This is a genomic window from Vreelandella sp. 162(4c) (assembly GCF_058152265.1).
The window spans coordinates 4,011,430-4,036,507 of record NZ_CM176981.1; the positions used below are offsets into that span (position 1 = coordinate 4,011,430).

General features: G+C 55.9%; 28 protein-coding genes and 1 pseudogene. 20 read left to right on the forward strand and 9 right to left on the reverse strand.

The window, feature by feature from the left end:
• Positions 1–101 precede the first annotated feature (101 nt).
• Positions 102–956 (forward strand): universal stress protein, encoded by an 855-nt coding sequence (locus AC4EYZ_RS18405; RefSeq protein WP_490203941.1) that lies wholly within the window; start codon positions 102–104, stop codon positions 954–956.
• Positions 957–967: 11 nt separating this feature from the next.
• Here the strand turns inward: AC4EYZ_RS18405 and AC4EYZ_RS18410 are convergent, their stop codons facing one another.
• Positions 968–2,164, reverse strand: coding sequence for an MFS transporter (locus AC4EYZ_RS18410; RefSeq protein ID WP_474191926.1), 1,197 nt, complete (start codon positions 2,162–2,164; stop codon positions 968–970).
• Between the two features lie 79 nt (positions 2,165–2,243).
• On the opposite strand from AC4EYZ_RS18410, the gene AC4EYZ_RS18415 reads away from it, so the two are divergent.
• Positions 2,244–2,585, forward strand: coding sequence for a TraR/DksA family transcriptional regulator (locus AC4EYZ_RS18415; protein ID WP_027958037.1), 342 nt, complete (start codon positions 2,244–2,246; stop codon positions 2,583–2,585).
• A 25-nt stretch (positions 2,586–2,610) separates the two neighbouring features.
• Here AC4EYZ_RS18415 and AC4EYZ_RS18420 read toward each other — a convergent pair whose 3' ends face one another.
• Entirely contained in the window at positions 2,611–4,302 is a 1,692-nt protein-coding gene (locus AC4EYZ_RS18420) for a 2-isopropylmalate synthase (RefSeq protein WP_009287338.1), read from the reverse strand.
• A 278-nt stretch (positions 4,303–4,580) separates the two neighbouring features.
• On the opposite strand from AC4EYZ_RS18420, the gene AC4EYZ_RS18425 reads away from it, so the two are divergent.
• From AC4EYZ_RS18425 to AC4EYZ_RS18450, 6 genes and pseudogenes are all read left to right on the forward strand, one after another.
• Complete coding sequence (locus AC4EYZ_RS18425) at positions 4,581–5,066, forward strand: Lrp/AsnC family transcriptional regulator (RefSeq protein WP_022522347.1); 486 nt, start codon at positions 4,581–4,583, stop codon at positions 5,064–5,066.
• Between the two features lie 71 nt (positions 5,067–5,137).
• Positions 5,138–5,494: a RidA family protein gene (locus AC4EYZ_RS18430; protein WP_022522349.1), complete on the forward strand. Its 357-nt coding sequence runs from the start codon at positions 5,138–5,140 to the stop codon at positions 5,492–5,494.
• A 48-nt stretch (positions 5,495–5,542) separates the two neighbouring features.
• Positions 5,543–5,860 (forward strand): transposase, encoded by a 318-nt coding sequence (locus AC4EYZ_RS18435; RefSeq protein WP_400675342.1) that lies wholly within the window; start codon positions 5,543–5,545, stop codon positions 5,858–5,860.
• 11 nt (positions 5,861–5,871) lie between these two features.
• Complete coding sequence (locus AC4EYZ_RS18440; protein WP_490204292.1) at positions 5,872–6,477, forward strand: DDE-type integrase/transposase/recombinase; 606 nt, start codon at positions 5,872–5,874, stop codon at positions 6,475–6,477.
• 58 nt (positions 6,478–6,535) lie between these two features.
• Entirely contained in the window at positions 6,536–7,528 is a 993-nt protein-coding gene (locus tag AC4EYZ_RS18445) for an IS30 family transposase (protein ID WP_490203942.1), read from the forward strand.
• 8 nt (positions 7,529–7,536) lie between these two features.
• Positions 7,537–7,824, forward strand: a pseudogene (locus AC4EYZ_RS18450) (transposase); the annotation flags it as partial.
• A 97-nt stretch (positions 7,825–7,921) separates the two neighbouring features.
• Here the strand turns inward: AC4EYZ_RS18450 and AC4EYZ_RS18455 are convergent.
• The gene (locus tag AC4EYZ_RS18455) at positions 7,922–8,785 is read right to left on the reverse strand and encodes a MurR/RpiR family transcriptional regulator (RefSeq protein ID WP_009287337.1); all 864 of its coding nucleotides are present in this window, start codon (positions 8,783–8,785) and stop codon (positions 7,922–7,924) included.
• A gap of 214 nt (positions 8,786–8,999) precedes the next feature.
• A complete protein-coding gene (locus tag AC4EYZ_RS18460) occupies positions 9,000–10,355 on the reverse strand; it encodes an aldehyde dehydrogenase family protein (protein WP_490203943.1) in 1,356 nt (451 codons plus the stop codon).
• A gap of 211 nt (positions 10,356–10,566) precedes the next feature.
• Here AC4EYZ_RS18460 and AC4EYZ_RS18465 point away from each other — a divergent pair, with 211 nt between their 5' ends.
• The 12 genes from AC4EYZ_RS18465 (at position 10,567) to lpxL (ending at position 21,367) form a co-directional block, all read left to right on the forward strand.
• Positions 10,567–11,715, forward strand: coding sequence for a GNAT family N-acetyltransferase (locus tag AC4EYZ_RS18465; RefSeq protein WP_474191815.1), 1,149 nt, complete (start codon positions 10,567–10,569; stop codon positions 11,713–11,715).
• Positions 11,716–11,871: 156 nt separating this feature from the next.
• Entirely contained in the window at positions 11,872–12,210 is a 339-nt protein-coding gene (ftsB, locus tag AC4EYZ_RS18470) for a cell division protein FtsB (protein WP_022522352.1), read from the forward strand.
• On the forward strand, positions 12,207–12,914 hold the full coding sequence (gene ispD, locus AC4EYZ_RS18475) for a 2-C-methyl-D-erythritol 4-phosphate cytidylyltransferase (protein ID WP_474191814.1): 708 nt from the start codon (positions 12,207–12,209) through the stop codon (positions 12,912–12,914). The genes ftsB and ispD overlap by 4 nt, the downstream gene beginning before the upstream one ends.
• A 16-nt stretch (positions 12,915–12,930) precedes the next feature.
• On the forward strand, positions 12,931–13,419 hold the full coding sequence (ispF, locus tag AC4EYZ_RS18480) for a 2-C-methyl-D-erythritol 2,4-cyclodiphosphate synthase (RefSeq protein WP_161463107.1): 489 nt from the start codon (positions 12,931–12,933) through the stop codon (positions 13,417–13,419).
• Complete coding sequence (gene truD / locus AC4EYZ_RS18485) at positions 13,412–14,443, forward strand: tRNA pseudouridine(13) synthase TruD (RefSeq protein ID WP_474191813.1); 1,032 nt, start codon at positions 13,412–13,414, stop codon at positions 14,441–14,443. Before ispF ends, truD begins: the two co-directional genes overlap by 8 nt.
• Positions 14,444–14,612: 169 nt before the next feature.
• Positions 14,613–15,359, forward strand: coding sequence for a 5'/3'-nucleotidase SurE (surE, locus tag AC4EYZ_RS18490; protein ID WP_474191812.1), 747 nt, complete (start codon positions 14,613–14,615; stop codon positions 15,357–15,359).
• A complete protein-coding gene (locus AC4EYZ_RS18495) occupies positions 15,346–16,023 on the forward strand; it encodes a protein-L-isoaspartate(D-aspartate) O-methyltransferase (protein ID WP_022522357.1) in 678 nt (225 codons plus the stop codon). The genes surE and AC4EYZ_RS18495 overlap by 14 nt, the downstream gene beginning before the upstream one ends.
• Entirely contained in the window at positions 16,020–16,979 is a 960-nt protein-coding gene (locus tag AC4EYZ_RS18500; RefSeq protein WP_474191810.1) for a DUF368 domain-containing protein, read from the forward strand. Before AC4EYZ_RS18495 ends, AC4EYZ_RS18500 begins: the two co-directional genes overlap by 4 nt.
• 6 nt (positions 16,980–16,985) lie before the next feature.
• Positions 16,986–18,065: a peptidoglycan DD-metalloendopeptidase family protein gene (locus tag AC4EYZ_RS18505; protein ID WP_083868793.1), complete on the forward strand. Its 1,080-nt coding sequence runs from the start codon at positions 16,986–16,988 to the stop codon at positions 18,063–18,065.
• 165 nt (positions 18,066–18,230) lie between these two features.
• On the forward strand, positions 18,231–19,205 hold the full coding sequence (rpoS, locus tag AC4EYZ_RS18510; protein WP_022522360.1) for an RNA polymerase sigma factor RpoS: 975 nt from the start codon (positions 18,231–18,233) through the stop codon (positions 19,203–19,205).
• A gap of 134 nt (positions 19,206–19,339) precedes the next feature.
• The gene (alr, locus tag AC4EYZ_RS18515) at positions 19,340–20,440 is read left to right on the forward strand and encodes an alanine racemase (protein ID WP_022522361.1); all 1,101 of its coding nucleotides are present in this window, start codon (positions 19,340–19,342) and stop codon (positions 20,438–20,440) included.
• A gap of 12 nt (positions 20,441–20,452) precedes the next feature.
• A complete protein-coding gene (gene lpxL, locus AC4EYZ_RS18520) occupies positions 20,453–21,367 on the forward strand; it encodes an LpxL/LpxP family Kdo(2)-lipid IV(A) lauroyl/palmitoleoyl acyltransferase (RefSeq protein WP_009287327.1) in 915 nt (304 codons plus the stop codon).
• Positions 21,368–21,675: 308 nt separating this feature from the next.
• On the opposite strand, the gene speD is transcribed toward lpxL, so the two are convergent.
• The 5 genes from speD to AC4EYZ_RS18545 all read right to left on the reverse strand — a co-directional run bounded on the left by speD (position 21,676) and on the right by AC4EYZ_RS18545 (position 25,068).
• Entirely contained in the window at positions 21,676–22,470 is a 795-nt protein-coding gene (gene speD, locus AC4EYZ_RS18525) for an adenosylmethionine decarboxylase (RefSeq protein ID WP_022522363.1), read from the reverse strand.
• Positions 22,467–22,895, reverse strand: a complete 429-nt coding sequence (locus tag AC4EYZ_RS18530; RefSeq protein WP_022522364.1) for an OsmC family protein — start codon at positions 22,893–22,895, stop codon at positions 22,467–22,469. The genes speD and AC4EYZ_RS18530 overlap by 4 nt, the downstream gene beginning before the upstream one ends.
• Positions 22,896–22,966: 71 nt before the next feature.
• The gene (locus AC4EYZ_RS18535) at positions 22,967–23,389 is read right to left on the reverse strand and encodes a gamma-glutamylcyclotransferase family protein (protein WP_027958028.1); all 423 of its coding nucleotides are present in this window, start codon (positions 23,387–23,389) and stop codon (positions 22,967–22,969) included.
• A gap of 3 nt (positions 23,390–23,392) precedes the next feature.
• Entirely contained in the window at positions 23,393–24,061 is a 669-nt protein-coding gene (gene murU / locus AC4EYZ_RS18540; protein ID WP_039859362.1) for an N-acetylmuramate alpha-1-phosphate uridylyltransferase MurU, read from the reverse strand.
• Positions 24,058–25,068 (reverse strand): aminoglycoside phosphotransferase family protein, encoded by a 1,011-nt coding sequence (locus tag AC4EYZ_RS18545; protein WP_022522367.1) that lies wholly within the window; start codon positions 25,066–25,068, stop codon positions 24,058–24,060. Before AC4EYZ_RS18545 ends, murU begins: the two co-directional genes overlap by 4 nt.
• Positions 25,069–25,078: the final 10 nt, after the last annotated feature.

The window sequence follows — 25,078 nt, forward strand, 5'->3', positions numbered from 1 at the left end:
CGAAGCACGCAAGAACGTTTTAGGGTGTCGTGGGGTAATGAGTTCGTGTAGAAAAGGGTGAGAATATAAAAATAATGTTGATGCTCAAGGAGAAGTACCTCATGTCAGATCGCGTGTTGGCAGCTATTGATAGTTCTCAGTTTTCAGAAGGCGTGTGTGATTATGCGGCTTGGGCCGCCCAAGCCCTGGATGCTCCGCTCAGTTTTATTCATACCGTGGATAACCATGCCCAAGTAGCTGAGCCGGATTTAACCGGTAACCTGGGACTAGGTACTAGAGAGCACCTGCTGGAAAAGCTGTCAGCTATTGAAGAGCAGCATGCCAAAGTCTCCCGCGAGCGGGGCCGCCTGCTACTCGACGCCGCCAAGGAGCGCGCGGCCAACGCCGGTATTGCCGACCCGCAGTGTTTGCAGCGCAACGGCACTCTGGTGGAAACCCTGGTCGAGAATGAAAAAGATGTAAGGCTGTTAGTGGTAGGCAAGCGGGGCGAGACGGCGCACCAAGCCAGTGGTCATTTAGGTTCCAACCTAGAGCGCGTGGTGCGGGAAATGCATCGCCCGATTCTCATGGTGCCGAAAGAGTTTACTCAACCGCACAATGTGATGATGGCGTTTGACGGCAGTAAAACGGCTCGTAAAGGCGTGGAAATGCTGGCCAAAAGCCCGCTGTTTGAGGACGCTACCTGCCACGTGGTGATTGTGGGCGCGGAAACCGCTGAAAACCGCTCGCAGCTGAGCTGGGCGCTGGAAACCTTACGCGAGGCCAGGCACACCGCCGAAGGGGCGATACGCGCGGGCGAGGTGGAAGAGACGCTGCGTACCTATAAGCAAGAGCATGATATCGACATGCTGGTGATGGGCGCCTACGGCCACTCGCGGATCCGTCACCTGCTGGTCGGCAGTACTACCACCACAATGTTGCGTAATGCCCAGTTGCCGGTGCTGATTTTGCGCTGATTTCTGCACTTTTATGGCTCAGCCGGGATAGTGGAGGTTTCCCGCAGTACACGCTGAGCCAGTAGCCAACCGGCGATGATAAACAATAGCATGCCTAATAGAAGGGCATGAAAAGGTGCGCCTGCCCCAAGGGCTAACCCCAGTACGGCGGGCGCGACGCCGGTGGAGAACACCATGGCAGCGCTAAGAGCGGAGCGAACCCTCCCTAGGTGCTCAGCTCCCCATAGCTTGATCAGCAGACCCGATGCAATTAGCTCTTGCGCGCCCATGGCCAAGCCGCCCCCTACCATCAATGCCCAAATGCTGATATGCCCGCCAATGGTGAGTGCCATCACCATGGCAAAGGCGTAGGGGAGTAGGTAAAGGCGGGCTAGCTTTACGGGGCCCAGTTTATCCACCCAGCGGCCTCCTAATAAGGCCCCCGGCAGTTTGGCGATTCCCATGCCGGTCAGCGCCAGGGCGTAAACCGCCAGGGAGCTCTCCAGAGACTCCGTTAATTGCGCTTGATAGATAAACAGCCCCGTCATGGTGATGGGGAGGGCCATTAATAGTGGCATTAGCAGCCAAAAGCGTTTTTCGCGAAAGGGACGAGGGCCATGGGGCGTCTGCCTGGTTGGTTTAACGCCCGGTGCGTCGGGCCAAGGTGCTTTTAACAGTAGCCACAGCCAAGGCAAGGCGATGACGCCACACAGTAGCCACCAGAAGGTTTGCCAACTGCTCCAGATAAGCGCAGCCGCCACTAACGGGGGCAGCAGCGCTTCTCCCAGCGGTATCCCTAGGTTAGCCAGGCCAATGGCACGGCCGCGCATGGTGGAAAACTCTCGGGCAGCGAGGGTGTTACCCAAATGGGTCAACATGCCCTGGCCGCATAGCCGCACTATGCCAAGGCCGACTATCCCTAGCCACCACCAGGGCGATAAGGTAAGCAGTACAACGCCGGTTAACAGCAGTGACAAGACGATTGCCGCAAAGCGCTGTGGGTTAATCCAGTCGATGGAGGGCCCAAAGCGCAGCATGCAGAAACCCGCTATCAGGGTAACCACGGCATAGGCGGTGCCAAACTGGCCGACGCTAAGACCCAGGTGGTCTGAAAGGGGCGCTTGAAAAAGACCAATAAAGTAGCTCTGCCCAAGGCTTGAGCTAAACATCGCTAGAAAAGCGATACTGAGTACGCTGCGGTGATCGCGCAGCAGGGTGCGATAGCCCATCGTAACGTTCCCTTCGCGATCAAATAATTAGTAGGTTAACGATTGTTGGTAAATGATTGTAGGCTAGTGGGAGGTGCAGATGAATCACCCTGAGGTGGATATAGTCGTTATCCGTGAGAAATTACTTGCTCTTGACGCCACGCTCCGCGAGGAGAGCGCCAGCAGTGAAGAGTCCCGGGATACGGTGATGCTGGATCAAACGTCGGTAGGTCGGCTGTCGCGTATGGATGCAATGCAAGGGCAAGCGATGGCCAAAGCAGGCGAGCAGCGACGTCAGCTAAAGCTGAAGCAGATTGCCGCTGCCCTGCAACGCATTGAGAGTGAAAGCTTTGGTGAGTGTATAGAGTGCGGCGAATGGATTGGGGCCAAACGCCTCACCTGGGACCCATTAGTGCTGAAGTGTATTGAGTGTGCTGATTAGACCCTGCTCCTTAGAGCCAAGCCGTTTACGCTTCGGCGGCAGCTTCTTGCTGCTGCTCAGTTGTCTGACCAGGATTAATCGTTGCGTTAATACCTGACAACAGTGCCTTGAGCGATGCACTCACGGTGTCGCTATCTTCGGCCACTGCGCAAAGCCGTTGGCCATCGATATTGAGCTGAACGAAGGCGATGGCATTGGCTTCACTGCTGGCACCCAGCGAATGCTCGCTGTAATCGATAATCCCTACACTGCTGCCGGAGTGGCGTTGCCACGCATCGGTAAATGCCGACATCGCGCCGTTGCCCTTGCCAGAAAGGCGCAGCGTTTCGTCACCCTGTTTCAGTGTCAGCTCAATGCCTTCCTGCTGGCCTTTGGAGAGCTGATAATCCACAAGAGATAGGGGCGCTTCCTGGGTGAAATTGTCGAACATCACCTGGCGAATCATTTCACTGGAGAGTTCGCTGGCGCGCCGCTCGCTCTCTTGCTGAACAAAGGGGGCCAAAGCCAGCATCATCCAGCGCGGCAGGTTAATGCCGTAATCCCGCTCAAGCAGGAAAGCCATACCGCCCTTGCCGGACTGACTATTGACGCGAATTACCGCCTGATAATCGCGGCCGATATCATGGGGGTCGATGGGCAGATAAGCCACTTGCCAAGGCTCGTCGGGTTTTTGGTGCTTGAGGGATTTACGAATCGCATCCTGGTGGCTGCCCGAGAAAGCGGTGTAGACCATCTCGCCCACCCAGGGGTGACGCGGGTGTATAGCGATACCGGTGCACTCGTTGACCACCTGAATGATTTCATCAGGGTTGGATAGATCCAGTTCAGGATCGATGCCCTGGCTGTAGAGATTCATCGCCAGGGTGACGATATCCATATTGCCCGTGCGCTCGCCATTGCCCAGCAGGGTGCCTTCTACCCGCTCGGCGCCGGCCAGCAGGGCGAGTTCAGCAGAGGCTACCGCACCACCGCGGTCATTGTGGGTGTGCACCGAGATAATCACGCTGTCGCGGCGGCTAATGTGCTGGCAAAAGTACTCAATCTGATCGGCGTGATGGTGCGGCCCGGCCACTTCCACCGTGGTGGGCAGGTTGAGAATGCATTTATTCTCTGGCGTCGGCTGCCACACATCCATCACCGCTTCGCAGATTTCCAGCGAAAAATCGATCTCGGTGCTGGAGAAACTTTCCGGGGTGTACTCGAAACACCACTCAATCTCGGGGTATTGGTCGGCGTAGGTTTTGACCCAGGTGGCCCCTTGTACCGCAATATCGACAATCCCGGCACGATCCATCTCAAACACCCGCTCGCGCTGAATGGTGGAGGTGGAATTATATAGGTGAACAATGGCGCGCTTGGCACCCACCAGCGAGGCAAAGGTCTTCTCAATCAGGTGTTCACGGCACTGCACTAGTACCGCTATGGTGACGTCATCGGGAATTTGATTCTCTTCGATCAGCCAACGCACGAAGTCGTAGTCGGGCTGGCTGGCCGAAGGAAAGCCTACCATGACTTCTTTAATGCCCACTTTAACGATCTGCTGCCAGAAGCGTTGCTTTTGCTCAACGGTCATCGGCTCAAGCAGCGCCTGATTGCCGTCGCGTAGGTCTTCGCTCACCCAGATCGGGGCATGATCCAGGTCACGATCTGGCCATTGGCGATTGAAGGCAGGTACGCGGGGCGCAGGGCGATATTTGCGATGATCAAAAGCAGACATGGTGAGTTTCCTAAAGGCGGTGAGTTGTTAAAAGCGGCCGCTTGTGGCGTATGCCGCATTGCTGCAGTGCCAGGGTGAGGCACTTTAAGGGGCTGCTTGTGGCAATGACTCTTGTGGTACTGAGCTATCTCTTACTGGACTATCTTTTACTAGCTATCTCGTACTTGACATAGTGTATGCGGAGAGCGACGAAAGGTTATTGCGAAAATGTAGTGTTATCGCCAATAATTGACATTAAATATCGCATAATTCGATTTTATTGGTAGGAGCTGCTTTCTATGGCCGTAATGCCGCTGTCGCTTGATCGATTTGATCGCCATATTCTGGATATTGTGCAGCAGGAGGGGCGCATCAGTAATCAGGAGTTGGCTGATCGAATCGGGCTTTCGCCTTCGCCCTGCTTGCGCCGGGTGCGGGCTCTGGAGGAGCACGGCCTAATACTGCGCTACCGTGCGGAGGTCGATTCCCGCCAACTGGGCTATCAGTTAATGGCGCTGCTGCATATTTCCATGGATCAGCATACGCCGGAGCGCTTCGATAATTTTGAGCGCCATATTCGTGAGATACCCAACGTTATCGAGTGCCTGATCATTACCGGTCAGGCGGCGGATTTTCAGCTCAAAATCCTGGTGCGGGACATGGATGACTACCAACACCTGCTGTTGCATGTGATTAACCGCATCGAGGGTGTTACCGGCGCGCATACCAGCTTTGTGCTGCGGCGGGTCTTTGAGCATCGGCCGGTACCTACGGATCGGCTTTGATAAGAAGGCATAGTCAAGGATAAGCCAAGCGGTTTAGACTGCTTTTCTTAAACCCACTAGGAGTTTTCCCTATGACCATTCAACGCCACGATACAAAAGCCCGCATGAGCCGTGCGGTGATTCACCAGGGCGTGGCCTATTTGTGCGGCCAAGTGGCTGGCCCGGAGGCCCGCGAGGGCGACATTACTGCCCAAACGGAAAGCATGCTGGCGCGGGTGGATGCGCTACTGAAAGAGATTGGTTCAAGCCGTGAGCAGCTGCTTAGCGCGACGATCTACCTGAAAGAGGGCAGTGACTTTGCCGCTATGAACGGGGTATGGGATGCCTGGATGCCCGCAGGCTACGCACCGGCGCGCACCTGCGTCTGCGCGCCCATGCCCGCCGATGAGCTTAAAGTGGAAATTACGGTGACTGCCGCAGTGAGCTAACTTGGAGTGGCCCTGAAAAAGTAGACACCTTTATAGAGAGAAGGTGTTATGAAATTTAAATCTAGCCCTCGCTACAGTGACGAGTTCAGACGTCAGGTTATTCAGGTCTCACTCACTTCGCCGCAGACACAGGCTCAACTTGCTGCCAAGCTAAACATTCACCCGAACACGTTAAGCCGCTGGCGTAGGGAGTGGATGATGGGCAAGAATTCGTCGGATAAATTAATCAGGGATACGCAACCAGAGAAGAGTGTTCAAGAACTAGAACGCGAAGTGAAGCGCTTGAAAAAGCAGCTGAAGCGCGCTGAGCTGGAGAATGACATTCTAAAAAAGGCGGACGAGTACTTCGTCAAACACGGCAAATAAGGTTTGCTTTTATTGATGCTCGCCGTTGTCAGCAATGGCCAGTATCGGTCGTTTGTGAAGTACTCGGCGTCTCGCGTGCAGGTTACTATCGTTGGCGGGAGCGACAGTGTCGTCCTGGCCCGCGTCAAGCGCGACACCTAGCTATCAAGGAATTTCTGCTTAATCGTGCTCGCCAAATGGAGCATGTGCCGGGGTATCGGAAATTATGGCTAGAGGCTCAGGATGCTGGTTTCTGCTGTGGCAAAAATCAGGTACAACGTCTGTTACAAGAGGCAGGATACCGCTCACGAACAGCCTCAAAGCCAGGCTATAGGCGTAGCAAGTCATCCTTGCCTGTCCTGCCAAATCTGTTGAATCGCCAGTTTTCGGTAGGGGCTGGCAATCGAGTTTGGGTATCAGACATTACTCAGGTTCGCTGTCGGGAGGGATGGCTTTATATCGCCGCGGTGCTTGATTTAGGTACTCGCCAAATCGTGGGTCGGGCGATGGGGCCAGTTAATAGCTCACAGCTTGTTTTGAAGGCGTTAGAACATGCATGGCAGCATCAACGGCCGACGGGAAAGAATCTCTTGTCCTGGATTCATAGAATAACCGCAGCACTTTGGATCACACAGTAGAGGAAGGAGGGCCAGCGCCGGTACCCTCTCGACTTTACCGACCAAAGTGAAGCAGAGAATGGGATACCGACAACTGACCCAGGCCCAACGATACCAAATTTTCGCTTACCTCGAGACTGGCATCAGCCAGCGACAGATAGCCAAGGCTATTGGGGTTCACAGCAGCACCATTAGCCGGGAGATAAAGCGCAATGGGCTTACTGCTGGCTATGCGCCTGAGCAGGCTCAATTGAGAAGTGATCAGCGTCGACGCAGCGCCTGGAAAGTGACGAAGCGACTGCCCAGCCTAATTCGATGGGTCACTGATCAACTGATGGACGAATGGAGCCCCCAGCAAATTAGTGGCTTCATGGCGAATGCCAACGGCGTTTGCGTAAGCCATCAGTGGATCTATGCGTTAATCTGGGACGACAAGAAACACGGCGGCGACTTATGGAAGCGACTCCGCTTACCACACCAGCGGCGCTATCAGCGCCGATTGGCCAAGCATGCGGGATTGGGCAAAATTCCACACCGGGTAGGTATTGAACAACGTCCCGCCGAAGTGGAAGAAAGGCGCCATATCGGCCATTGGGAAGGCGATACGGTGCTCAAGGGCCACAAAGAATCCGGCCTGGTGACCCTGGTCGAGAGACGCAGCGGATACCTCTTGGCAGCGCGCCTGCCGACAATCACGGCCACAGGAACGGCCAAAGCGATGACCCGGTTATTAAAACCACGCCGAGGTGCAGTGCAGACCATCACCTTGGATAACGGTTCGGAATTCGCCGAGCACCGACAGGTTGCCAAGGCCGTCTCGGCCAAGACCTATTTTTGCGACCCGTACCGCTCATGCCAGCGTGGCACCAATGAAAACACCAACGGACTGATTCGCCAATATTTCCCGAAAGGGACGGACTTCCGAAAGGTGAGCGACTCAGCACTGAGGCGAGTCGTTGCCAAGCTGAATAATCGCCCCAGAAAACGCTTGGGGTATCGGACACCGGCACAAGTGTTCCTGGGAGAGTATTCAGGAGCGCTGGAAACCGCGGGTGCTGCGCTTAATGTTTGAATTCAGGGTTCCACTCCGACCAGGGGACTCAGTACCGAAGCGAAGAGGTGATGACTTGGCTAAACAATCGGCAAGTAACGATTAGCATGTCTCGTCGAGGTAATTGTTGGGACAATGCCTGTGCGGAAAGCTTCTTTGCTCTACTGAAGAAAGAATGGATTCAGCCGCTAGGTATGATCCATCGAGACGAGATGGTAGATGAAGTTCGCTATTATATTGATCATTATTATTCGAAAGTGAGGCGTCATATGACGCTGGGTGGGTTGACCCCCAGCGCCTACGTAGCCGCCTCTTAACATCAAGTGTCTACTAAACTAGGGGCACTCCAACTGCTTTCTATTCGCTACTCACCATTCACCCCTCACTATTTTCCATTCACTTGCTATTTATCATTCACTTACCGGGCTTTTCTACCGGAAAGCGGGTGTCGCGCAGGCTGTCTTTGATTTTCTTGAGGTGGGGTAAGAAGTCTTCACCACGCCTCAAGGTTACCCCAGTGGCCAGCGCATCAATCAGCGTTAATTGAATTACCCGCGAGGTCATCGGCATGTAGTGGTCGGTGTCTTCGGGGGTAGCGACATCCAGGGTGGCGGTGCATTCGTTGGCCAGTGGCGAGTTTGGCGCGGTTATACCAAGAACGACGGCCCCTGCATCCCTCGCCAAACGGGCGATATCCACCAGCTCCCGGGTGCGCCCGGTGTAGGAGATAATCACCACCACATCCCCCGTATGGCAAGCGGCGGCGACCATACGCTGCATCAGCACATCAATGTAGGCCATCACCGGCAGGTTGAAGCGGAAGAACTTGTGCTGGGCATCCTGGGCCACCGCGCCAGAGGCACCCAAGCCAAAAATATGGATCTGCTTGGCCTGGGTAAGGTAGTCGACCATGCGCTCGACAGCACCCATATCGATGTCGCGCTGGGCTTCATCGAGGGCGGCGATGGTGGCGCCAAAGATTTTGTGGGTGTACTGGGTGGCGGAGTCGCCAGGCTCCACTGCACGGGTCACATAGGGTGTGCCGCCAGCTAAGCTCTGGGCCAATTTGATTTTAAAATCGGGATAGCCCTTGGCGCCAAAGTTACGGCAAAACCGGTTAACCGTGGGTTCGCTGACGCTAGCTGCCTGGGCCAGGCTGGCAATGCTTAGGCTGGTGGCGACCGTTGGGTCTTCAAGAATTACATTGGCGACTTTACGCTCCGATCGGTTGAGTTCTTCTAAACGTTCGCGTAAGCGGTCAAGTAAGTCATGAGCCATTAACGGTCTCCGTGTCGTGTATGGAAAGCAGCAAATTTCCTATGCTTACAAAAGTTTTCCCACGAGTTTCAGTAAGCTGTTGCAAATGCTCAGGGCAGTTTCTGCTGTGCTTACGTGGGCTTTGTAGATAATTTCAATGTAGAGCGTATGTGAAATATATCATAAGGGCATTGTGAAAATTTGTTATTAGCAAACGATCATCAGTTCTTAAGCTTTAACCGACTCCTAACAATTTCATTAACCAGCGCCGATAAGGTGGATAAAGCAAGTGGCTCGAGGTGCGTTTTGATTGATAAAAAACGCTGCGTAAGTGGCTAAAACGCTCAAAGCCGTGACGGCCATGGTAGGCGCCCATGCCACTCTCGCCGACGCCGCCAAAGGGCAGTGAAGGAACGGCGTGATGAAGAAGCGTGGCATTAAACACCAGTGCGCCAGAGCGTGTCGTTTGCAGCAACTGCTGCTGTAAGCCCTTATCATGTGTGAAGGCATACAGTGCCAGCGGGTGAGGGCGGGCATTCACATAACGTATTGCGGCCGACATATCGCTAATGCCAATTACCGGTAGGCAGCGGCCAAAAATCTCTTCGCGCATCACCTGTAGCCCCTGGTGGGGGTCGATAATCAGCGCTGGGGCATGAGTGCCGTGATCGATGACTCTGCAGCCGTGGTCTTGGGCTTCTTGCAGCATGGCATCTAGCCGCTGCTGGTGGGCCGCGTTAATCGCGTGGGTGGCCGCATGATCGTCGGGGCGCTGCCGTTGAATAGCCTCGCTCAACGCTTTAACCAAGGCATTAATATGGCGGCTCTCAACCAGCACGTAGTCGGGGGCGATACAGGTTTGCCCGCCGTTCATGCCTTTTCCAAAAATAATATCTGCTGCCGCTTTGTCGAAATCCGCATCGCCTGCCACGATGGCGGGCGACTTGCCGCCCAGTTCAAGCGTCGTTGGGGTCAAATTCGCCGCGGCTGCTTGGGCCACTTGCCGACCTACCGCGCTGGAGCCGGTGAACACCAGGTGATCGAACGGCAAACTGCTAAAACGACGCGCCACCTCTACATCGCCTTCTACTACCTTGAGTTCTTCAGGGGTGAAGTATTGCGGCACCAGTCGCTGCAGTAGGGCGCTGGTAGTGGGGGAGTGCTCGCTGGGTTTAAGCATCACCACATTGCCCGCAGCAAATGCATCCACTATCGGCATTAGCGCCAAACTCCAGGGGTAATTCCAGGGTGACATCACGCCGACAACGCCCAGCGGCTGCGGCGCGATGCGTGCCCGGGCAGGCATCAATCGCCATGGCATGCTGACCGACCAAGGGCGCATCCAGCGCCATAGATGCAGTCTGGCATGGCGAATGGCGTGGAGCACCGCGCTGATTTCAGCCATGCGTATTTCCACCTCGTTGCGCTGACCAAAATCCGTTTGAATCGCGCGGATAATCTCAAGCTGGTGATGCTTGGTCATACGAGCGAGGCGGGCCAGCCGGTCACGACGCACCGTTAGCGTCGGGTAGGGCATTTGATCGACAGCGTGGCGCTGCGTTTGAAAGTCACCCGTCATATCGCGCGTCATGGACTCTCCTCATATGCCGTTACCGGCGTGGCGTTAACGTTAAATACTGCAGTTCAATAGCCGTATCTGCTTTCGTTGGCATAGCCCGATGGCATAGCTCGTTGATTTAGCCAGTTGATTTAGACATCGGTGTAGATGGTTAGTGTAAACGGTTTATATAAACAGTTAGTGTAAAGTGACCTTTTAGCCCCCACACGTTCGGGAAGGTGCTATGCCGTTACCCCCACTATCGATCACCATTCTACCCACCATTGAGGCCGTTACGGCAAGCCAGTGGGATTCACTGGTCGATAATGATCAGCCCTTTTTGCGTCACGCGTTTTTACACGCCCTGGAGGCAAGCGGCTCGGTCAGTGAGGCCACGGGCTGGGAACCGTGCCATCTGAGTGTATGGCAAGGCGAGCAGTTGGTAGCGGCGCTGCCGATGTACCGCAAGCACCACTCTTACGGTGAGTATGTGTTTGATTGGGGTTGGGCGGAAGCGCTAGAGCGTTCCGGTGGTCGCTACTATCCAAAAGCCCTCAGTGCGGTACCGTTTACGCCAGTGCCTGGCGCGCGCACGTTAATCGCCAGGCATGTCGATGCCCGCGCCGTCCGTGGGCTGCTGGCCGGCGCCTGGCGCGAGCAGTGTGAAAGTCTCGGTCTGTCTAGCTGGCACTTGCTATTTGCCGACGAGGCCGATGTCACCGCCTGGCAGGCGCAGTGTCCTGAGCTTATTACGCGTGAAGGCGTACAGTTTCAGTGGCGTGATCGCGGCTTCGGCGATTTTGAGGGCTTTCTAGCCAGCATGACATCGAAACGGCGCAAGATGATCAAGCGCGAGCGTCGCTTGGTCGCCGAGCAGGGGCTACAGGTAGCGCACCTTGAGGGTGATGCAATTACATCAGCGGACATGGTGCATTTCTATCGCTGCTATGCAATTACCTACCATGAGCGCGGCAGGCCGCCTTACTTAAACTATGACTTTTTTGAGCGCCTGCGCCAAACCATGCCAGAGGCGCTGGTGCTGGTGCAGGCTTACGTTGAAGGGCGCCCGGTGGCGTCAGCACTCTATTTTCGTGGCAGTAGCACGCTCTATGGGCGCTACTGGGGGAGTGAAGTCGTCGCCGATTGCCTGCATTTTGAGGCATGTTACTACCAGGGTATCGAGTACTGTTTGCAGCACGGCTTAACGCTGTTTGATCCGGGCACCCAGGGCGAGCACAAGCTGGTACGCGGGTTTGCGCCCCAGCGTGTGCGTTCGCTGCACTATATTAGCCACCCTGGGCTTGCCGCAGGTGTTGCCCAGTTTTGTCATGAAGAGGGCGAGCATGTCAGCGCCTACCGCGATGCGGCCCATCAAGCGCTGCCATTTAAGTAGTTATTTAAGCTGTCATTATAACGACGTGCGGCTCGCTGGTGCTGCCCCTTAATGGCATAATGCGCGCCGATAAGCACTCTTTAGTGTATCAACGCCGCTTTTGATCAAACCAGGGCTTTGAATAAAATCCAGCCGATATTTCCAAGGAGTGCCGTGATGCGTAAATGGTTAGTGATGACATTGCTCGCTGTCTTGGCGCTGCTTCAGTACGAGCTGTGGTTAGGCAACGGTGGCTGGCACGATTTGCAGCAAGTGGAGCAGCGGGTCGCGGTGCAAGAGGCGGCCAATGTGCCCATGCGCGAGCGCAATGCGCGGCTGGCGGCCGAAGTGACGGATTTAAAAAACGGTTTAGACGCCATTGAGGAGCGGGCACGTAGCGATATGGGCATGGTGCGCACCGACGAGCAGTTCTTCTGGGTGCCTGGTGTAGCGATTGAGAAGGAGCTTATCGGTATTAATGCGGGTCTGGTCGCTCCCCAGGAGCCGCCACAGTGAGCCAAACCTGGTTAATTGTTCCCGCGGCGGGTCAAGGGCGCCGTATGGGGGCCGATAAGCCCAAACAGTACTTAACCTTGGCCGATGAGCAGCCGGTGTTGGCGCATACTTTGGCTCGCCTTCATAGCGCCTTTCCTAGCGCTCGCTTGGTGCTCTGTTTAGATGCCGACGACTGCTGGTTCTCGCCCCGCTGGGTGCCTTTTACTGACTGGCAGCGCGTGACCGGGGGCGATGAGCGAATGGACAGCGTCTTAAATGCCCTGCACGCGATGACTGCCGATGATAATGACGTAGTGATGGTGCATGATGTGGCTCGCCCCTGTATCACTGTGGATGATCTTCAGGCGCTGTATCAGGCCGCCGCGACGCACCCCGCAGGCGCGCTTTTGGCGATGCCGGTGGCGGATACCATGAAGCGTGCCGATGATCAGTGCCAAAGCGCGCGAACCGAACCGCGGGATGACTTGTGGCACGCGCTAACGCCTCAAGGGTTTCGCTATGCGCTACTGCGGCGAGCCTTAGAAACCGCCCGCCAGCAGCGAACCTTGGTAACCGATGAAGCCTCGGCGGTTGAAGCCTTGGGCGAATGCCCACAGTTGGTAAGCGGACGGCGCGACAACCTGAAAATTACCCACCCGGATGACTTGGCGCTGGCAGCCGCGATTATGGCGGCACAAACCGTTAACACGCCTGACAGGCTTTAATCACTAGGAGCTTATAATGCGTATCGGCCACGGATTCGATGTACACCGCTTCGGCCCCGGCGATCATTTGATGATCGGCGGCGTTAAGCTGCCGTTTGAACACGGTTTCGTAGCCCACTCCGACGGCGATGTACTGCTTCACGCGATTAGTGATGCACTGTTGGGCGCCTGTGCGCTGGGCGATATTGGCCGCCACTTCCCCGATACTGACCCGGCGTGGGCGGGGGCTAATAGCCGCGAGCTGCTGCGTCATGTAGTCACGCTGATTCAAGGTCAGGGCTATGGGGTGGTCAATATCGACGCCACGCTAATGGCTCAAGCACCTAAAATGGCACCGCATATCGAGGCAATGCGAGAAGTCATTGCTGCCGATCTAGGCGTCGCGCTTGGTCAAGTCAACGTTAAAGCCACCACCACCGAACGATTAGGTTTCACCGGGCGCGGTGAAGGTATCGCCGCGGAGGCGGTGGTGCTGCTTAACCGTGCTGAGGCGCTTAATGATTAATATGCCTGAGTGGCAGCGTTGTCTCGATGCTCAATTTGGTTCTCCCAAACCGGGCCAGTATCGTGCCCAGCCGGAAGATTTTTGGGTCGATGAGCAGCTGGATTTCACCCCTGAAGCACACGGGGAACATTTGTGGCTGCGAGTTGAAAAGCGCAATCAAACCACGTTAGATGTCGTCAATACATTAAGTCGGCTTTGCGGCGTAACGCCCCGTGATATCGGTTACTCTGGCATGAAAGACCGCATTGCCGTCACGCGCCAGTGGCTGAGCGTGCATCTGCCCGGCCGCGACGCGCCCACGGAGCTTGAGCAGTCGCTTAATGCGCTGGGGATCATTGTCGTTGAGCAGGCGCGCCACCCACGTAAGCTGAAGCGTGGCGTTCACCGCACTAACCGTTTTGTATTGCGCCTTAGCGGTGAGGCCATTGAAAGCGAAGATTTTGTCAGCCGCTGGGAAGCCCTTTGTCAGCATGGCGTGCCTAACTATTTTGGCCCCCAGCGCTTTGGGCCCGAAGGACGTAATCTTCAGCGTGCCGAAGCATTACTTAACCGAGGTTGGCGAAAACGCGACGATCGCCAGGGTATGATGCTCTCCACTGCGCGCAGTTTTTTGTTTAACGAACTGCTCAGCGCGCGCATTGCGGATGGCACCTGGTCGCAGCCGCTGGCGGGAGACACGTTGATGCTGGACGGCACCCAAAGTGTGTTTCGTATCGACGCTTCTGATCCGACGTTTCAGGCCCGCGCCGCTGAACTGGATGTGCATCCCACTGGGGTGCTTTGGGGCGTTGGTGAAGCTGACCAGGGCGACGCCGCTGGCTATGAAGCCCGTTTGCTGGAGCACTACCCTGGGCTATGCAGTGGCTTACAACGCAGCGGAGTAAAGCAGGCACGCCGTGCACTTCGTATGCGGCTGCTGGAACCCCAGTATGCTTGGGAGTCAGGTGCTGTCCGGCTTTCGTTTTCGCTGCCGCGGGGCAGCTTTGCCACCGCTGTGCTGGGTGAGCTGATGTTAGCGAACTGATTTAGCTATTAGATTTGAGATTAGCATACAGAAAAGTTAGTAAAAGAGAGGGATATGAGCGGCCGCGTTTCGTGCATATGCTTTTGCGCTCACGTCTCTTGTGGCTATCACTCTTGGCTTACGACTCTTGTGCTTATAACTTTTGTGGTTAAGAACAGGGAGACCCACTATGCGGCGACTGCTGCTTTCCAATGATGATGGTGTGTACGCGCCCGGACTGCGTGCGCTGCACGATGCGCTGTTGGCCCATGCCAATATTCGCGTAGTGGCGCCTGATCGAGACCGCAGTGGTGCTAGCAACTCGCTTACTCTGTCACGGCCTCTCTCGTTGACGCCTCTGGATAACGGCTTTTATAGCGTCGATGGTACTCCCGCGGACTGCGTTTATTTGGGCGTTCACGGCGTATGGGATGAAAAACCCGATTTAGTCATCTCCGGCATCAATCACGGCAGTAATCTGGGCGATGACGTGCTCTATTCAGGCACTGTCGCGGCGGCGATGGAGGGGCGTAATTTAGGTATGACGGCGATTGCCATGTCGCTGTGTGGCGAGCGTCATTTCGCCACCGCTGCCAGGGTCGCTGCCACCTTGATTGGTGCTGCTGATCAGCTCTCTCTGCCGCCGAGAACGCTGCTGAATGTCAATGTGCCCGATGTGCTCTGGGAGGAGGTTAAAGGCGTAAAAGTGACTCGCTTAGGCTATCGTGGGCCAGCCGAGAAACCGTTAGCGGTAAAAGACCCGCGGGGGCGTACGCGCTACTGGATTGCGCCGGTAGCGGCCAATGCCGATGACGGTGATGATACCGATTTTGCTGCCGTCGAGGCGGGCTATGTGTCGATTACTCCCTTACAAACAGACCTAACGCGGCACCCCGCGCTTAACGATGTGCAGGAATGGTTGGATGTTTTTGCCTGATATCTCTCCAGGAGAGCTGCGCGGTCGCGGCATGACCTCCCAGCGTACTCGTGACCGCATGGTCGAGCGCCTCATGCAGCAGGGCATCAGCGATGCCCGGGTGCTGGAAGTCATGGCCAGAGAGCCGCGTCATCTATTTGTTGATGAAGCGCTGGCCCATCGCGCTTACGAAGATACCGCGCTACCGATTGGCTTTAGCCAAACGCTGTCGCAGCCGTTCATCGTGGCGCGCATGACGGAGCTTGTGTTGCGCGCCGAGCCGCGCAGGGTATTGGAACTGGGGACAGGGTCTGGCTATCAGACGTTAATACTGTCGCGCTTGGTCGAAGAGCTCTACTCCATTGAGCGCATCAGTGCGCTACACGAGCGTGCGGCGGAGCGGTTAAGACGGCTAGCAGCACCTGCCAGACTGGCGGTGGCGGACGGCGGCTATGGTTGGCCAGACGTTGCGCCGTTTGACGTTATTTTGCTAACCGCCTGCGCACAGACGCTACCCACACCGCTACTAGAGCAATTGAGCCACGACGGGGTGCTGATTGCTCCGTTGGAAGAGCCCGATGGCAACCAGTGGCTTACTCAGGTAAAGCGCATTGGCAGTGCCTTTGAAAAACGTCGGCTTGAGCCCGTGCGTTTTGTACCCTTACTGCAAGGAGTAGTGGATTGAAGCGGCAACCCTTGGGAATATTTTTACGAGGCGCAGGGATGGGCGCCGCCGACGCAGTGCCTGGCGTGTCGGGAGGAACGATTGCATTTATTAGCGGTATCTATGAAGAGCTGATCAATACGATCAAACAGTTTGGCCCCGGTGCCATCGGCGCTTGGCACCGCGGTGGCTGGCGGGCTCTTAGCAACCATTTGAATCTCACCTTTCTGGTGCCGCTATTGGCGGGGGTCGCGGTTAGCCTGTTTAGCGTAGCGCATTTAGCGCTCTGGTTGATGGAAGCGCACCCGCTGCTGCTGGATGGCTTCTTTTTTGGCCTGGTGGCAGCCTCTGCTCTGGTGGTCGGACAGGCGAGTAGCGGCTGGAAGCTTTGGTATCTATTGCCGCTACTGGTGGGGCTAGTGCTCGCCCAGGCGTTACCGGGCATGATGCCGCTTGTGTTATTAATTGGTAATGAAGCGCTGGTAGTCATGGTGGCAGGCTGCATCGCGATTAGCGCCATGCTGTTACCGGGCGTGTCAGGTAGCTTTCTATTGCTGACTATGGGCCTCTACGGCACCATTATGGGTGCAATTCGCAGTTTGGATCTGGGCATTATCGTGCTGTTTGGCATGGGCTGCATAGTCGGCTTAGCGCTGTTTTCACGACTTCTGTCCTGGCTGTTACGGCGTCACCATACCCCAACGATGCAACTGCTATTGGGGTTTATTGCCGGTTCGCTGCCGGTTCTCTGGCCATGGCGCGAGCTGTTACGCTACCAAATCGGGCCAGAAGGGCAAATGATTCCTCTGGAGTACCGCTATTTATTGCCCGCTGACTATGCCGTATTGACCGGCGCTTCGGCACAAGTGACCGGTGTTGTTGCGCTAATGGCCGTGGGTGCCCTCATTGTCGTGTTACTCAACCGACATGCAGATCGTCGGCCAATCGATACCCAGCTTGGCGCTGAAAAGGAGTAGGTTTGAATGCGTAAAGGTCATATACCTAAAGTACTCATGATGTCGGCGCTGGCATTAGCCATTGCTGGCTGTGCCAGCCAGCAAGGCGGAAGCCCCCAGGTGCGCGATTTGAGCCAAGCACGCCAGGCGGTGGAAAACTCGCCCCAGTACACGGTGAAAGCGGGTGATACTTTGTATGGCATTGCTTGGCAGCACAATTTGGATTATCGCCAGCTCGCGGCAATCAATAACATTGATCCGCCCTACCAAATTCGGCCAGGGCAAACGATTGCCCTGCGTGAAGGCGCTGGGTTGGCATCAACGGCCAGTAACCAGCCCACGACGAATACCTCAAGTGGCGCAGTGGCGACCGGGCTGAGCCCACAGACGGCCTCAGTGGCCAGCGACGACCAGGAGTTGGATTGGCTACTGCCCGATGAATCCGCGATTCAACGCAACCAGCGCCTTACCGCTGAACGCAATGCAGCAGAGCAAGAGGCTGATGAATCGTCCTCAACACCTCAGCCTGAAGTCGTCGCGGCGGCTGAGCCTGAGCCCGCCGAGCAACCTGAACCACAGCCATCATCAGAACCCGAACAAGCTGAGCCACAGCAAGCGCCGGCACCGCAGCCCGAATCTGAGGCCGAATCTGAGCCCGAACCACAGCCTGAAGCAGCGTCTGCCACACAAAGTGCCAGCGTAGACCGTTCATCGCGTACCTATACGCCCGCCGAAAACATCGACTGGCAGTGGCCTGCCGATGGTAATGTGGTCGGGGCATTTGGTCAGGGTGATAGCATCACCGCCGGGATTGATATCGCTGGTGAAAAGGGGCAACCTGTTAAAGCAGCAGGCCCCGGCATTGTGGTTTATGCGGGCAGTGGCGTCAGGGGGTACGGCAACCTCATCCTTCTCAAGCACAACGATCAGTTCCTGAGCGCGTATGCTCATAACGACAGCTTACGGGTCAGTGAAAATGACGTAGTAGAGGCTGGTGAGGTGATTGCCACAATGGGGGATAGCGATGCTGAAAACGTCAGATTACACTTTGAAGTTCGCCGTGATGGGCAGCCGCAAGATCCCATGGACTTCCTGCCTTCTCGCTAATGCACTCACCGGGAGAGTGAGCAGTCAGCGCATAACTTGGACGTTGCCCGAATCGCAGCATTCGAGCGTCATATAACAATCGTCACATAACAATATGGTGTGCGTCTTAGAACGCACCCTTTGACTTTCTAAATGGCGGGTAGGCGACAAACGAGGGGTAAGGCCATGAGTATGTTGGAGAAAGATCTACAGGAGGTTGACCTGGACGCTGCTGAGGAGGCACTTGATGATACCGATGACGATGTCACGATAGAAGAAGATGCCTTTGAGAAAGCGCTAGGGCGTGAGGATCGTCAATCGACCCAAAGCTTGGATGCGACGCAAATCTACCTCAACGAAATCGGCTTTTCGCCACTGTTAACGCCAGAAGAGGAAGTTTACTACGGCCGCTTAGCGCGTAAAGGCGACCCCTTGGGTCGCTCACGAATGATTGAATCCAACCTGCGGCTGGTAGTGAAAATTGCCCGCCGCTACCTAAACCGTGGCTTGACGTTGCTGGATTTGATCGAAGAGGGCAATTTAGGTTTGATTCGCGCGGTAGAGAAGTTTGACCCCGAACGGGGCTTTCGTTTCTCGACCTACGCCACCTGGTGGATTCGTCAAACCATTGAGCGGGCGCTGATGAACCAGACGCGGACGATCCGCTTGCCCATTCACGTGGTCAAAGAGCTCAATATTTACCTGCGTGCGGCGCGTGAATTGACTCAAAAGTTTGACCATGAAGCCACCGCCGAAGAGATCGCTGATCACCTTGATAAACCGGTCGATGTGGTCAAAAAGATGCTCGGTCTTAATGAGCGCGTATCATCTGTCGATTACCCCATGGGTGGTGAAAGTGATAAACCGCTGATCGATACATTGGCTGACGATGAAGTGCAGGGGCCTGAGGCGCGGCTAGTGGATGGCGACGTTAAAGAGCATGTGGATCTTTGGTTGGATGAGCTGAGCGAAAAACAGCGCGAAGTGGTGGTGCGCCGTTTTGGTTTGCGCGGTCACGAATCGGCCACCTTGGAAGAGGTGGGCGCCGAAATCGGTTTAACCCGCGAGCGAGTTCGCCAGATTCAGGTCGAAGCACTCAAGAAACTACGCCGTGCATTGGAAAAACAGGGCCTTTCTTTAGAGGCGCTGTTTGAAACCTGAGTGAAGCTTAGGCGAACGTAAATCGCGTTATCTCTCTAAGCCGGGCGAGCGCCAGTGAGCGCTTACTCGGCTTTTTATTGCTGGCAGTTTTATTAATAAACTTTTATTGCTAAATCAGGTAAGTGAGAAAGCACATGCGCCCCCTTGTGGCCGATATTGATCTGGACGCGCTGCGTCACAACTATCAATTGGCGTGCCGCTGCGCGCCGCAAAGCCGCTCAGTGGCAGTTATCAAAGCCGATGGGTATGGGCATGGCGCGCTGGCCTGCGCTCAGGCGCTGGAAGGCCAGGCTCCCGCGTTTGCCGTTGCCTGTATCGAAGAGGCGCTTACCCTGCGCCAGGGCGGCATTACCCAACCCATCATCCTGTTGGAAGGTATCTTCAGCGCCGACGAGCTGGAGCTGGTGGATTCCCACGGCTTCTGGATTGCGGTACACAGCCAATGGCAGGTTGATGCTTTGTTAGCCGCTTCACCTAAAAAGCCAATTCCTGTCTGGTTGAAAGTTGACTCCGGCATGCACCGCCTGGGCTTTGCCATCGACGAGGCCGCCGCTATCTGGCGTCAGCTAAGTGCCGCGCCAAGCGTGGCCTCGCTCCACCTTATGAGTCATTTTGCCAGCGCCGATTCCCGCGATAACCGCTATTTCAACCAGCAAATGACCCGGCTGCAAGGTCTTGCTAGCGAGCTAGAAGCGCCGCTGTGCCTGGCCAACTCACCGGCTACCCTGGCGTGGCCGGTGGCCCATGGTGACTGGAACCGGCCAGGTGTGATGCTCTACGGCAGCGACCCCTTGGAAGTTGCCAACGAAATCACTCAGCAACTGCAGCCGGTGATGACCCTACGCTCGGAAATAATTGCCCTGAGGGAGCTGGAAGAGGGCGAGCCCGTTGGCTATAGCGGGCGCTGGCGCGCACCGCGGCGTTCACGCATTGCCGTGGTCGCCTGCGGCTACGGTGATGGCTATGACCGTCATGCCCGCGATGGCACGCCGGTACTGGTCAACGGCCAGCGCTGTGCGATTGCCGGAAAAGTCTCCATGGATATGTTGACCGTTGATGTGACGGACGTACCCGACGCCGCGATTGGCAGCGACGTTGTATTGTGGGGCAGGGCCAGCAACGGCGAGGTGCTGTCGGTGGATGAAGTGGCCCGCTACTGCGATACCATCAGCTATACGCTGCTAACAGGGGTACTGCCTCGGGCGCCGCGGCGTTATCATGGGCGTTCTGCTTAAACGGTTGTTTGCATGTCGAAATCACGTTACCCGCGCTCATTCGCCCACCCGCGTTACTGGCCCACATGGCTGGCTATTGGTGCCATGTATATCGCTGCCTGGTTGCCTTGGCGATTAAAAATGGCCATTGGCAAAGGGCTTGGACTGCTCGCCTGGCGCTTTGCCAAACGGCGGCGCCATATTACCGAAACCAATATAGCGCTCTGTTTTCCCGAAAAGAGTCCCCAGCAACAGTATCAGCTCGTTAAAGATACCTTTATTGCCAATGGCATTGGTCTGATTGAAACCGCAACCGGCTGGTGTCGCGATGGCGAAAGCCTACGCCACCGGGTCGCTTACATCGGCGAAGAGCATATGGCCCGCGCCGAGGCCCGGGGTAAAGGCGTGATCATTGTGGGGGTTCACTTCTCTTCCCTCGATTTAGGGGGTGCCCTGCACGCGCTGTTTTTCTCTGCCGATGCGGTCTATCGACCGCATAATAACCCGCTGTTTGAGCGTTTTATGACCCGCGCCCGCGGGCGCAATTTTGGTGTTGCCCTCGACCGTTATGACTTGCGTGGCGCGGTGCGTCAGCTCAAGGATGGACGTATGGTGTGGTACTCACCGGATCAGGATTTTGGCCGCGATGTGAGCGTATTTGCGCCGCTATTTGGTCAGCAGGCCGCGACTATTCGCTTAACGGCCAAGCTTGCGCGTATGACCGGCGCGTCAGTGGTGCCGATGATGTTTCACCGCAACCCGGATAACGCCACCTATACCATTGAAAGCCTGCCTGCCCTGGAAGGTTTTCCCAGCGGCGATGAAGTTGCCGATGCCACACGAATCAACCAGTTTATTGAACTGGCCATTCGCAAGCATCCCGAGCAGTACCTCTGGCTACACCGACGTTTTAAGACTCGCCCTGAAGGCGAGCCAAGCGTTTATTAAACGGCGATAGCCCTTCCTGTCATCGCGAGCGAAGCGCGGCGATCTCGGCTTGAGTGCCCACCGTAGGTAGAGATTGCTTCGTCGCAGGCTCCTCGCAATGACAGATAAGCCAGGCTCCTAATGCCCTTCCTGTCATCGCGAGCGAAGCGCGGCGATCTCGACTTGAGTGCCACCGCGGGTAGAGATTGCTTCGTCGCAGGCTCCTCGCAATGACAGGATAAGCCAGTATATTTAGTTGATATGAAAAAAAAGCCAGCGTTCGCTGGCTTTTTGGTGTTTCGGTGCTGCGTTGAGACCCGTTTGGGGGCTTAATCCAGATTGCGGGAGTAGAAAATTTCCAGCATCTCTTTACGCAAACGGCCCTCGATATCCCGGGCTTCTTCAAAGGTAATATCGCGACGCGACGTGCCGAACAGGTAGTTATCCAGTTCGAAGTCTTTGAGCAGCATCTTGGTGTGGAACATATTCTCCTGATACACGTTGACGTCCATCATCTGATACGCATTCTTGGTGTCTTCAGCGAGGTAGTCTTGAATGGAAGTAATACCGTGATCGATAAACAGTTTTTTGCCATCCACATCGCGAGTAAAGCCACGCACCCGGTAATCCATGGTGACGATATCGGAGTCGAAGCTGTGGATCAGGTAGTTCAGCGCTTTTAATGGGCTGATATGACCACAGGTGGAGACATCAATATCCAGGCGGAAGGTGCTAATACCGTTGTCGGGGTGCGACTCGGGGTAGCTGTGCACCGTCACGTGGCTTTTATCCAGGTGGCCAACCACCGTCTCCGGTAGCGGGCCGGGACCTGGCTCAATTTGCTCAGGCGCCGCCTCATCAAGCTCATGTTCGGCAATCAAAATCGTCACGCTCGCGCCGTGGGGCTCGTAGTCCTGGCGGGCGATATTGAGCACATGGGCGCCGATGATATTGGTGACGTCTTTAAGAATCTGCGTCAAACGTTCGGCGTTATACAGCTCATCGATATAGTCGATGTAAGCCGCCGTCTGCTCTTCGGTTTTGGCATAACAGATATCGTAAATGTTGAAGCTCAGCGAGCTGGTCAGGTTGTTAAACCCGTGGAGTCGGAGATTGTCTGTCACGTCCGAGCCTCCTCCATAATCTCAAAGGAATGGGTGATCTCAACGCCGCCGTTAACGAGCATGATCGAGGCACTGCAGTATTTTTCAGCGGAGAGCTCAACCGCGCGGGCCACCTGCTTCTCTTTCAGCGCGCGACCGGTCACCACGAAATGGACGTGGATCTTGGTAAAAACGGCGGGCACTTCATCGGCGCGTTCGGCGTCTAGCTCAGCAACGCAGTCGGTCACATTGGCACGCGCTTTATCAAGAATATTCAAGATATCAAAAGCGGTGCAGCTGCCCATGCCCATTAGCAGCATTTCCATTGGGCGAGGCCCTGTGTTGCGACCACCGTGGTCGGGCGGGCCGTCGATCACAACGCTGTGCCCGCTACCGGATTCCGCCACGAATTGGCGGCCTTCTGTCCATTTTACCCGTGCTTTCACGTTGCTCTCCTCATCTAGGCGACGAAAGGTAAGTCGCGCAGCATAACATTTCTTGGCCTGCGCGCCTCTTCTCAGCGCCGCTGTTGAACATTGCTAATGTTCGGCATGCGCCAGCCACTCTCATAAATAGCTGTTTTACCTGTCACACTCGGATTGTAAAGATACACCCAGGCGAGACCAAAACAGGTGGTTATCTGCTGGCGGTCATACTCACCCTCTGACGGCGCATCGATGCGGTAGTCCTCTAACCAGTCTAGCTGGGCCAGATGGTCAATACTGATCTGATAGACTTCAATCGTCACCCCTTTTGACCGCTGCCATTTGGCACCGGGGTAGGGGCCAATATCGTAAAGCGTGAGCGCTTTGGTAACGTCGCTCCCGAGCAGAGTGGCTCCGTTTAGCCAGTGGGCATTGTTGAAACCTTGCTTGAGCGTGCCGTAGACCGCTACCCGTGGAGTGTTGGCGATTGCCTCACGTAAGTGGTGCGGATGCATAGGCTAACCCCTTTCGCTCTGTAGCTGGCGTTCCAGCGCCGCCAGTCGTTCAGGGGTTCCAACGTCGACCCAATGCCCTTTATAGTGCTCGCCGCTTACCCGGTTGTTATCGATAGCAGTTCTCAGCAGTGGCGCCAAGGCAAAGGTGCCCTGGGGTTGTCCGGCGAGCAGCCCTGGGTGAATCACGCTGATACCTGAGTAGGTCAAACGCTCAGTGCTGGTTTGATTCACGCGCCCTCCTGCTAGTCCAAAATCCCCACTGGCGTGATGAGAAGGGTTTTCCACCAGCATCAGGTGAGCCAGATCATTGCCTTGCAGCGCGTGCTGGGTGGGGAGCGCTGCGCACCAAACATCGCCGTTAATCAACAGAAACGGCGCCTCGCCAAGCATCGGCAGCGCTTGCTGAATACCGCCTCCGGTTTCCAACGGTTCGGTTTCGCGACTCCAGTGAATGTGCAGTCCATAGGCGTCACCATCGCCGAGCGCTGCGATAATCTGCTCTGCACGGTAGCTGACATTGATGACGACCTCATGAATACCTGCCTGGCGAAGACGCGCCAGGTGGTGCACGATTAGCGGCTTGCCCGCCACGGGCAGCAGCGGCTTGGGGCAGTGGTCGGTGAGCGGACGCATTCGCTTGCCTAGGCCTGCGGCTAAAATCATCGCTTTCATGACGGTATTTCCGCTAGTCGTTTCATAATGGCAGGTCTTAAGGTGAGTTGGAGCCACTCAGCGAACTCAGCCTGCTCGGTCAGAAACGAAAAGCTATCTTCCAGATGATCCAGAAAGTGGGGTAAGCGCTCGAGATAGCCACTTTTTTGATCGCGCAGGGTTAAGCGGCAGAAAATCCCCAGCACTTTTAGTGAGCGCTGGGCAGCCATCGCGTGGCACTGGAGCAGAAAAGTGGCAAAATCGACACTGCTGGGCAGTCGACCATCATGGCGGGCCTGGTGATAAAAAGCCTCGACAAAGCCAGCGAACTGCTCATTGCTAAAGCGGCAGTATCGCCCCCGTAACAGCGAGATCACATCGTAGCTGAGCGGGCCAGCCACGGCGTCCTGAAAGTCGATCATAAACAGACGCTGATCGTGCAGCATCAGGTTCATGGCATCAAAATCACGGTGCACAGTCACTACCGGCTGCGCTAAGGCATGCTGGATAAGCTGCTCACGAACAACGTGCCAGCTCTCTGGCGATGGCAGCGTTAACCAAGCGCTGAGACACCACTCGGGAAACAGGTCGAGTTCGCGGCCCAACAACGCCGTATCATACACGGGCAGCGAGTCAGGGCCTGCGCGATTTTGCAGCTCGGCGATCAGCGTGAGAGCCTGCTGATGGTAAGCCTGTATGCTAGCGTCGTCGCTAAACAAACACTGTAGGGGGGTGTTACCCAAGTCTTCAAGCAGCAGAAAGCCGTCCGCCAGGTTGGTGGCGTGCACCTTGGGTACCGGCAGTCCGGCGCTTCGCCAGCGCTTGGCAATGGTTACAAACGGCTGGGAGTCCTCTTGCTCAGGCGGGGCATCCATGACCACCTGGGTGGTGCCGTCGGGTAGTGTTAGGCGAAAATAGCGCCGAAAACTCGCATCGCCCACGGCGGATGAAAGCGAAATATCGGTCTCAGAGAGACCGTTTTGTTGGGCGGCCCACATGGTGAGGGCGTTAATCCGATATGAGGACATGCAAGCTCCT

Excerpts from the sequence above, each read along its gene's own strand:
- AC4EYZ_RS18405 (WP_490203941.1), top strand. The coding sequence starts at position 102 with ATGTCAGATCGCGTGTTGGCAGCTATTGATAGTTCTCAGTTTTCAGAA.
- AC4EYZ_RS18410 (WP_474191926.1), bottom strand. The coding sequence starts at position 2,164 with ATGGGCTATCGCACCCTGCTGCGCGATCACCGCAGCGTACTCAGTATC.
- AC4EYZ_RS18415 (WP_027958037.1), top strand. The coding sequence starts at position 2,244 with ATGAATCACCCTGAGGTGGATATAGTCGTTATCCGTGAGAAATTACTT.
- AC4EYZ_RS18420 (WP_009287338.1), bottom strand. The coding sequence starts at position 4,302 with ATGTCTGCTTTTGATCATCGCAAATATCGCCCTGCGCCCCGCGTACCT.
- AC4EYZ_RS18425 (WP_022522347.1), top strand. The coding sequence starts at position 4,581 with ATGGCCGTAATGCCGCTGTCGCTTGATCGATTTGATCGCCATATTCTG.
- AC4EYZ_RS18430 (WP_022522349.1), top strand. The coding sequence starts at position 5,138 with ATGACCATTCAACGCCACGATACAAAAGCCCGCATGAGCCGTGCGGTG.
- AC4EYZ_RS18435 (WP_400675342.1), top strand. The coding sequence starts at position 5,543 with ATGAAATTTAAATCTAGCCCTCGCTACAGTGACGAGTTCAGACGTCAG.
- AC4EYZ_RS18445 (WP_490203942.1), top strand. The coding sequence starts at position 6,536 with ATGGGATACCGACAACTGACCCAGGCCCAACGATACCAAATTTTCGCT.
- AC4EYZ_RS18455 (WP_009287337.1), bottom strand. The coding sequence starts at position 8,785 with ATGGCTCATGACTTACTTGACCGCTTACGCGAACGTTTAGAAGAACTC.
- AC4EYZ_RS18460 (WP_490203943.1), bottom strand. The coding sequence starts at position 10,355 with ATGACGCGCGATATGACGGGTGACTTTCAAACGCAGCGCCACGCTGTC.
- AC4EYZ_RS18465 (WP_474191815.1), top strand. The coding sequence starts at position 10,567 with ATGCCGTTACCCCCACTATCGATCACCATTCTACCCACCATTGAGGCC.
- ftsB (WP_022522352.1), top strand. The coding sequence starts at position 11,872 with ATGCGTAAATGGTTAGTGATGACATTGCTCGCTGTCTTGGCGCTGCTT.
- ispF (WP_161463107.1), top strand. The coding sequence starts at position 12,931 with ATGCGTATCGGCCACGGATTCGATGTACACCGCTTCGGCCCCGGCGAT.
- truD (WP_474191813.1), top strand. The coding sequence starts at position 13,412 with ATGATTAATATGCCTGAGTGGCAGCGTTGTCTCGATGCTCAATTTGGT.
- surE (WP_474191812.1), top strand. The coding sequence starts at position 14,613 with ATGCGGCGACTGCTGCTTTCCAATGATGATGGTGTGTACGCGCCCGGA.
- AC4EYZ_RS18495 (WP_022522357.1), top strand. The coding sequence starts at position 15,346 with ATGTTTTTGCCTGATATCTCTCCAGGAGAGCTGCGCGGTCGCGGCATG.
- AC4EYZ_RS18505 (WP_083868793.1), top strand. The coding sequence starts at position 16,986 with ATGCGTAAAGGTCATATACCTAAAGTACTCATGATGTCGGCGCTGGCA.
- rpoS (WP_022522360.1), top strand. The coding sequence starts at position 18,231 with ATGAGTATGTTGGAGAAAGATCTACAGGAGGTTGACCTGGACGCTGCT.
- alr (WP_022522361.1), top strand. The coding sequence starts at position 19,340 with ATGCGCCCCCTTGTGGCCGATATTGATCTGGACGCGCTGCGTCACAAC.
- lpxL (WP_009287327.1), top strand. The coding sequence starts at position 20,453 with ATGTCGAAATCACGTTACCCGCGCTCATTCGCCCACCCGCGTTACTGG.
- AC4EYZ_RS18535 (WP_027958028.1), bottom strand. The coding sequence starts at position 23,389 with ATGCATCCGCACCACTTACGTGAGGCAATCGCCAACACTCCACGGGTA.
- murU (WP_039859362.1), bottom strand. The coding sequence starts at position 24,061 with ATGAAAGCGATGATTTTAGCCGCAGGCCTAGGCAAGCGAATGCGTCCG.
- AC4EYZ_RS18545 (WP_022522367.1), bottom strand. The coding sequence starts at position 25,068 with ATGTCCTCATATCGGATTAACGCCCTCACCATGTGGGCCGCCCAACAA.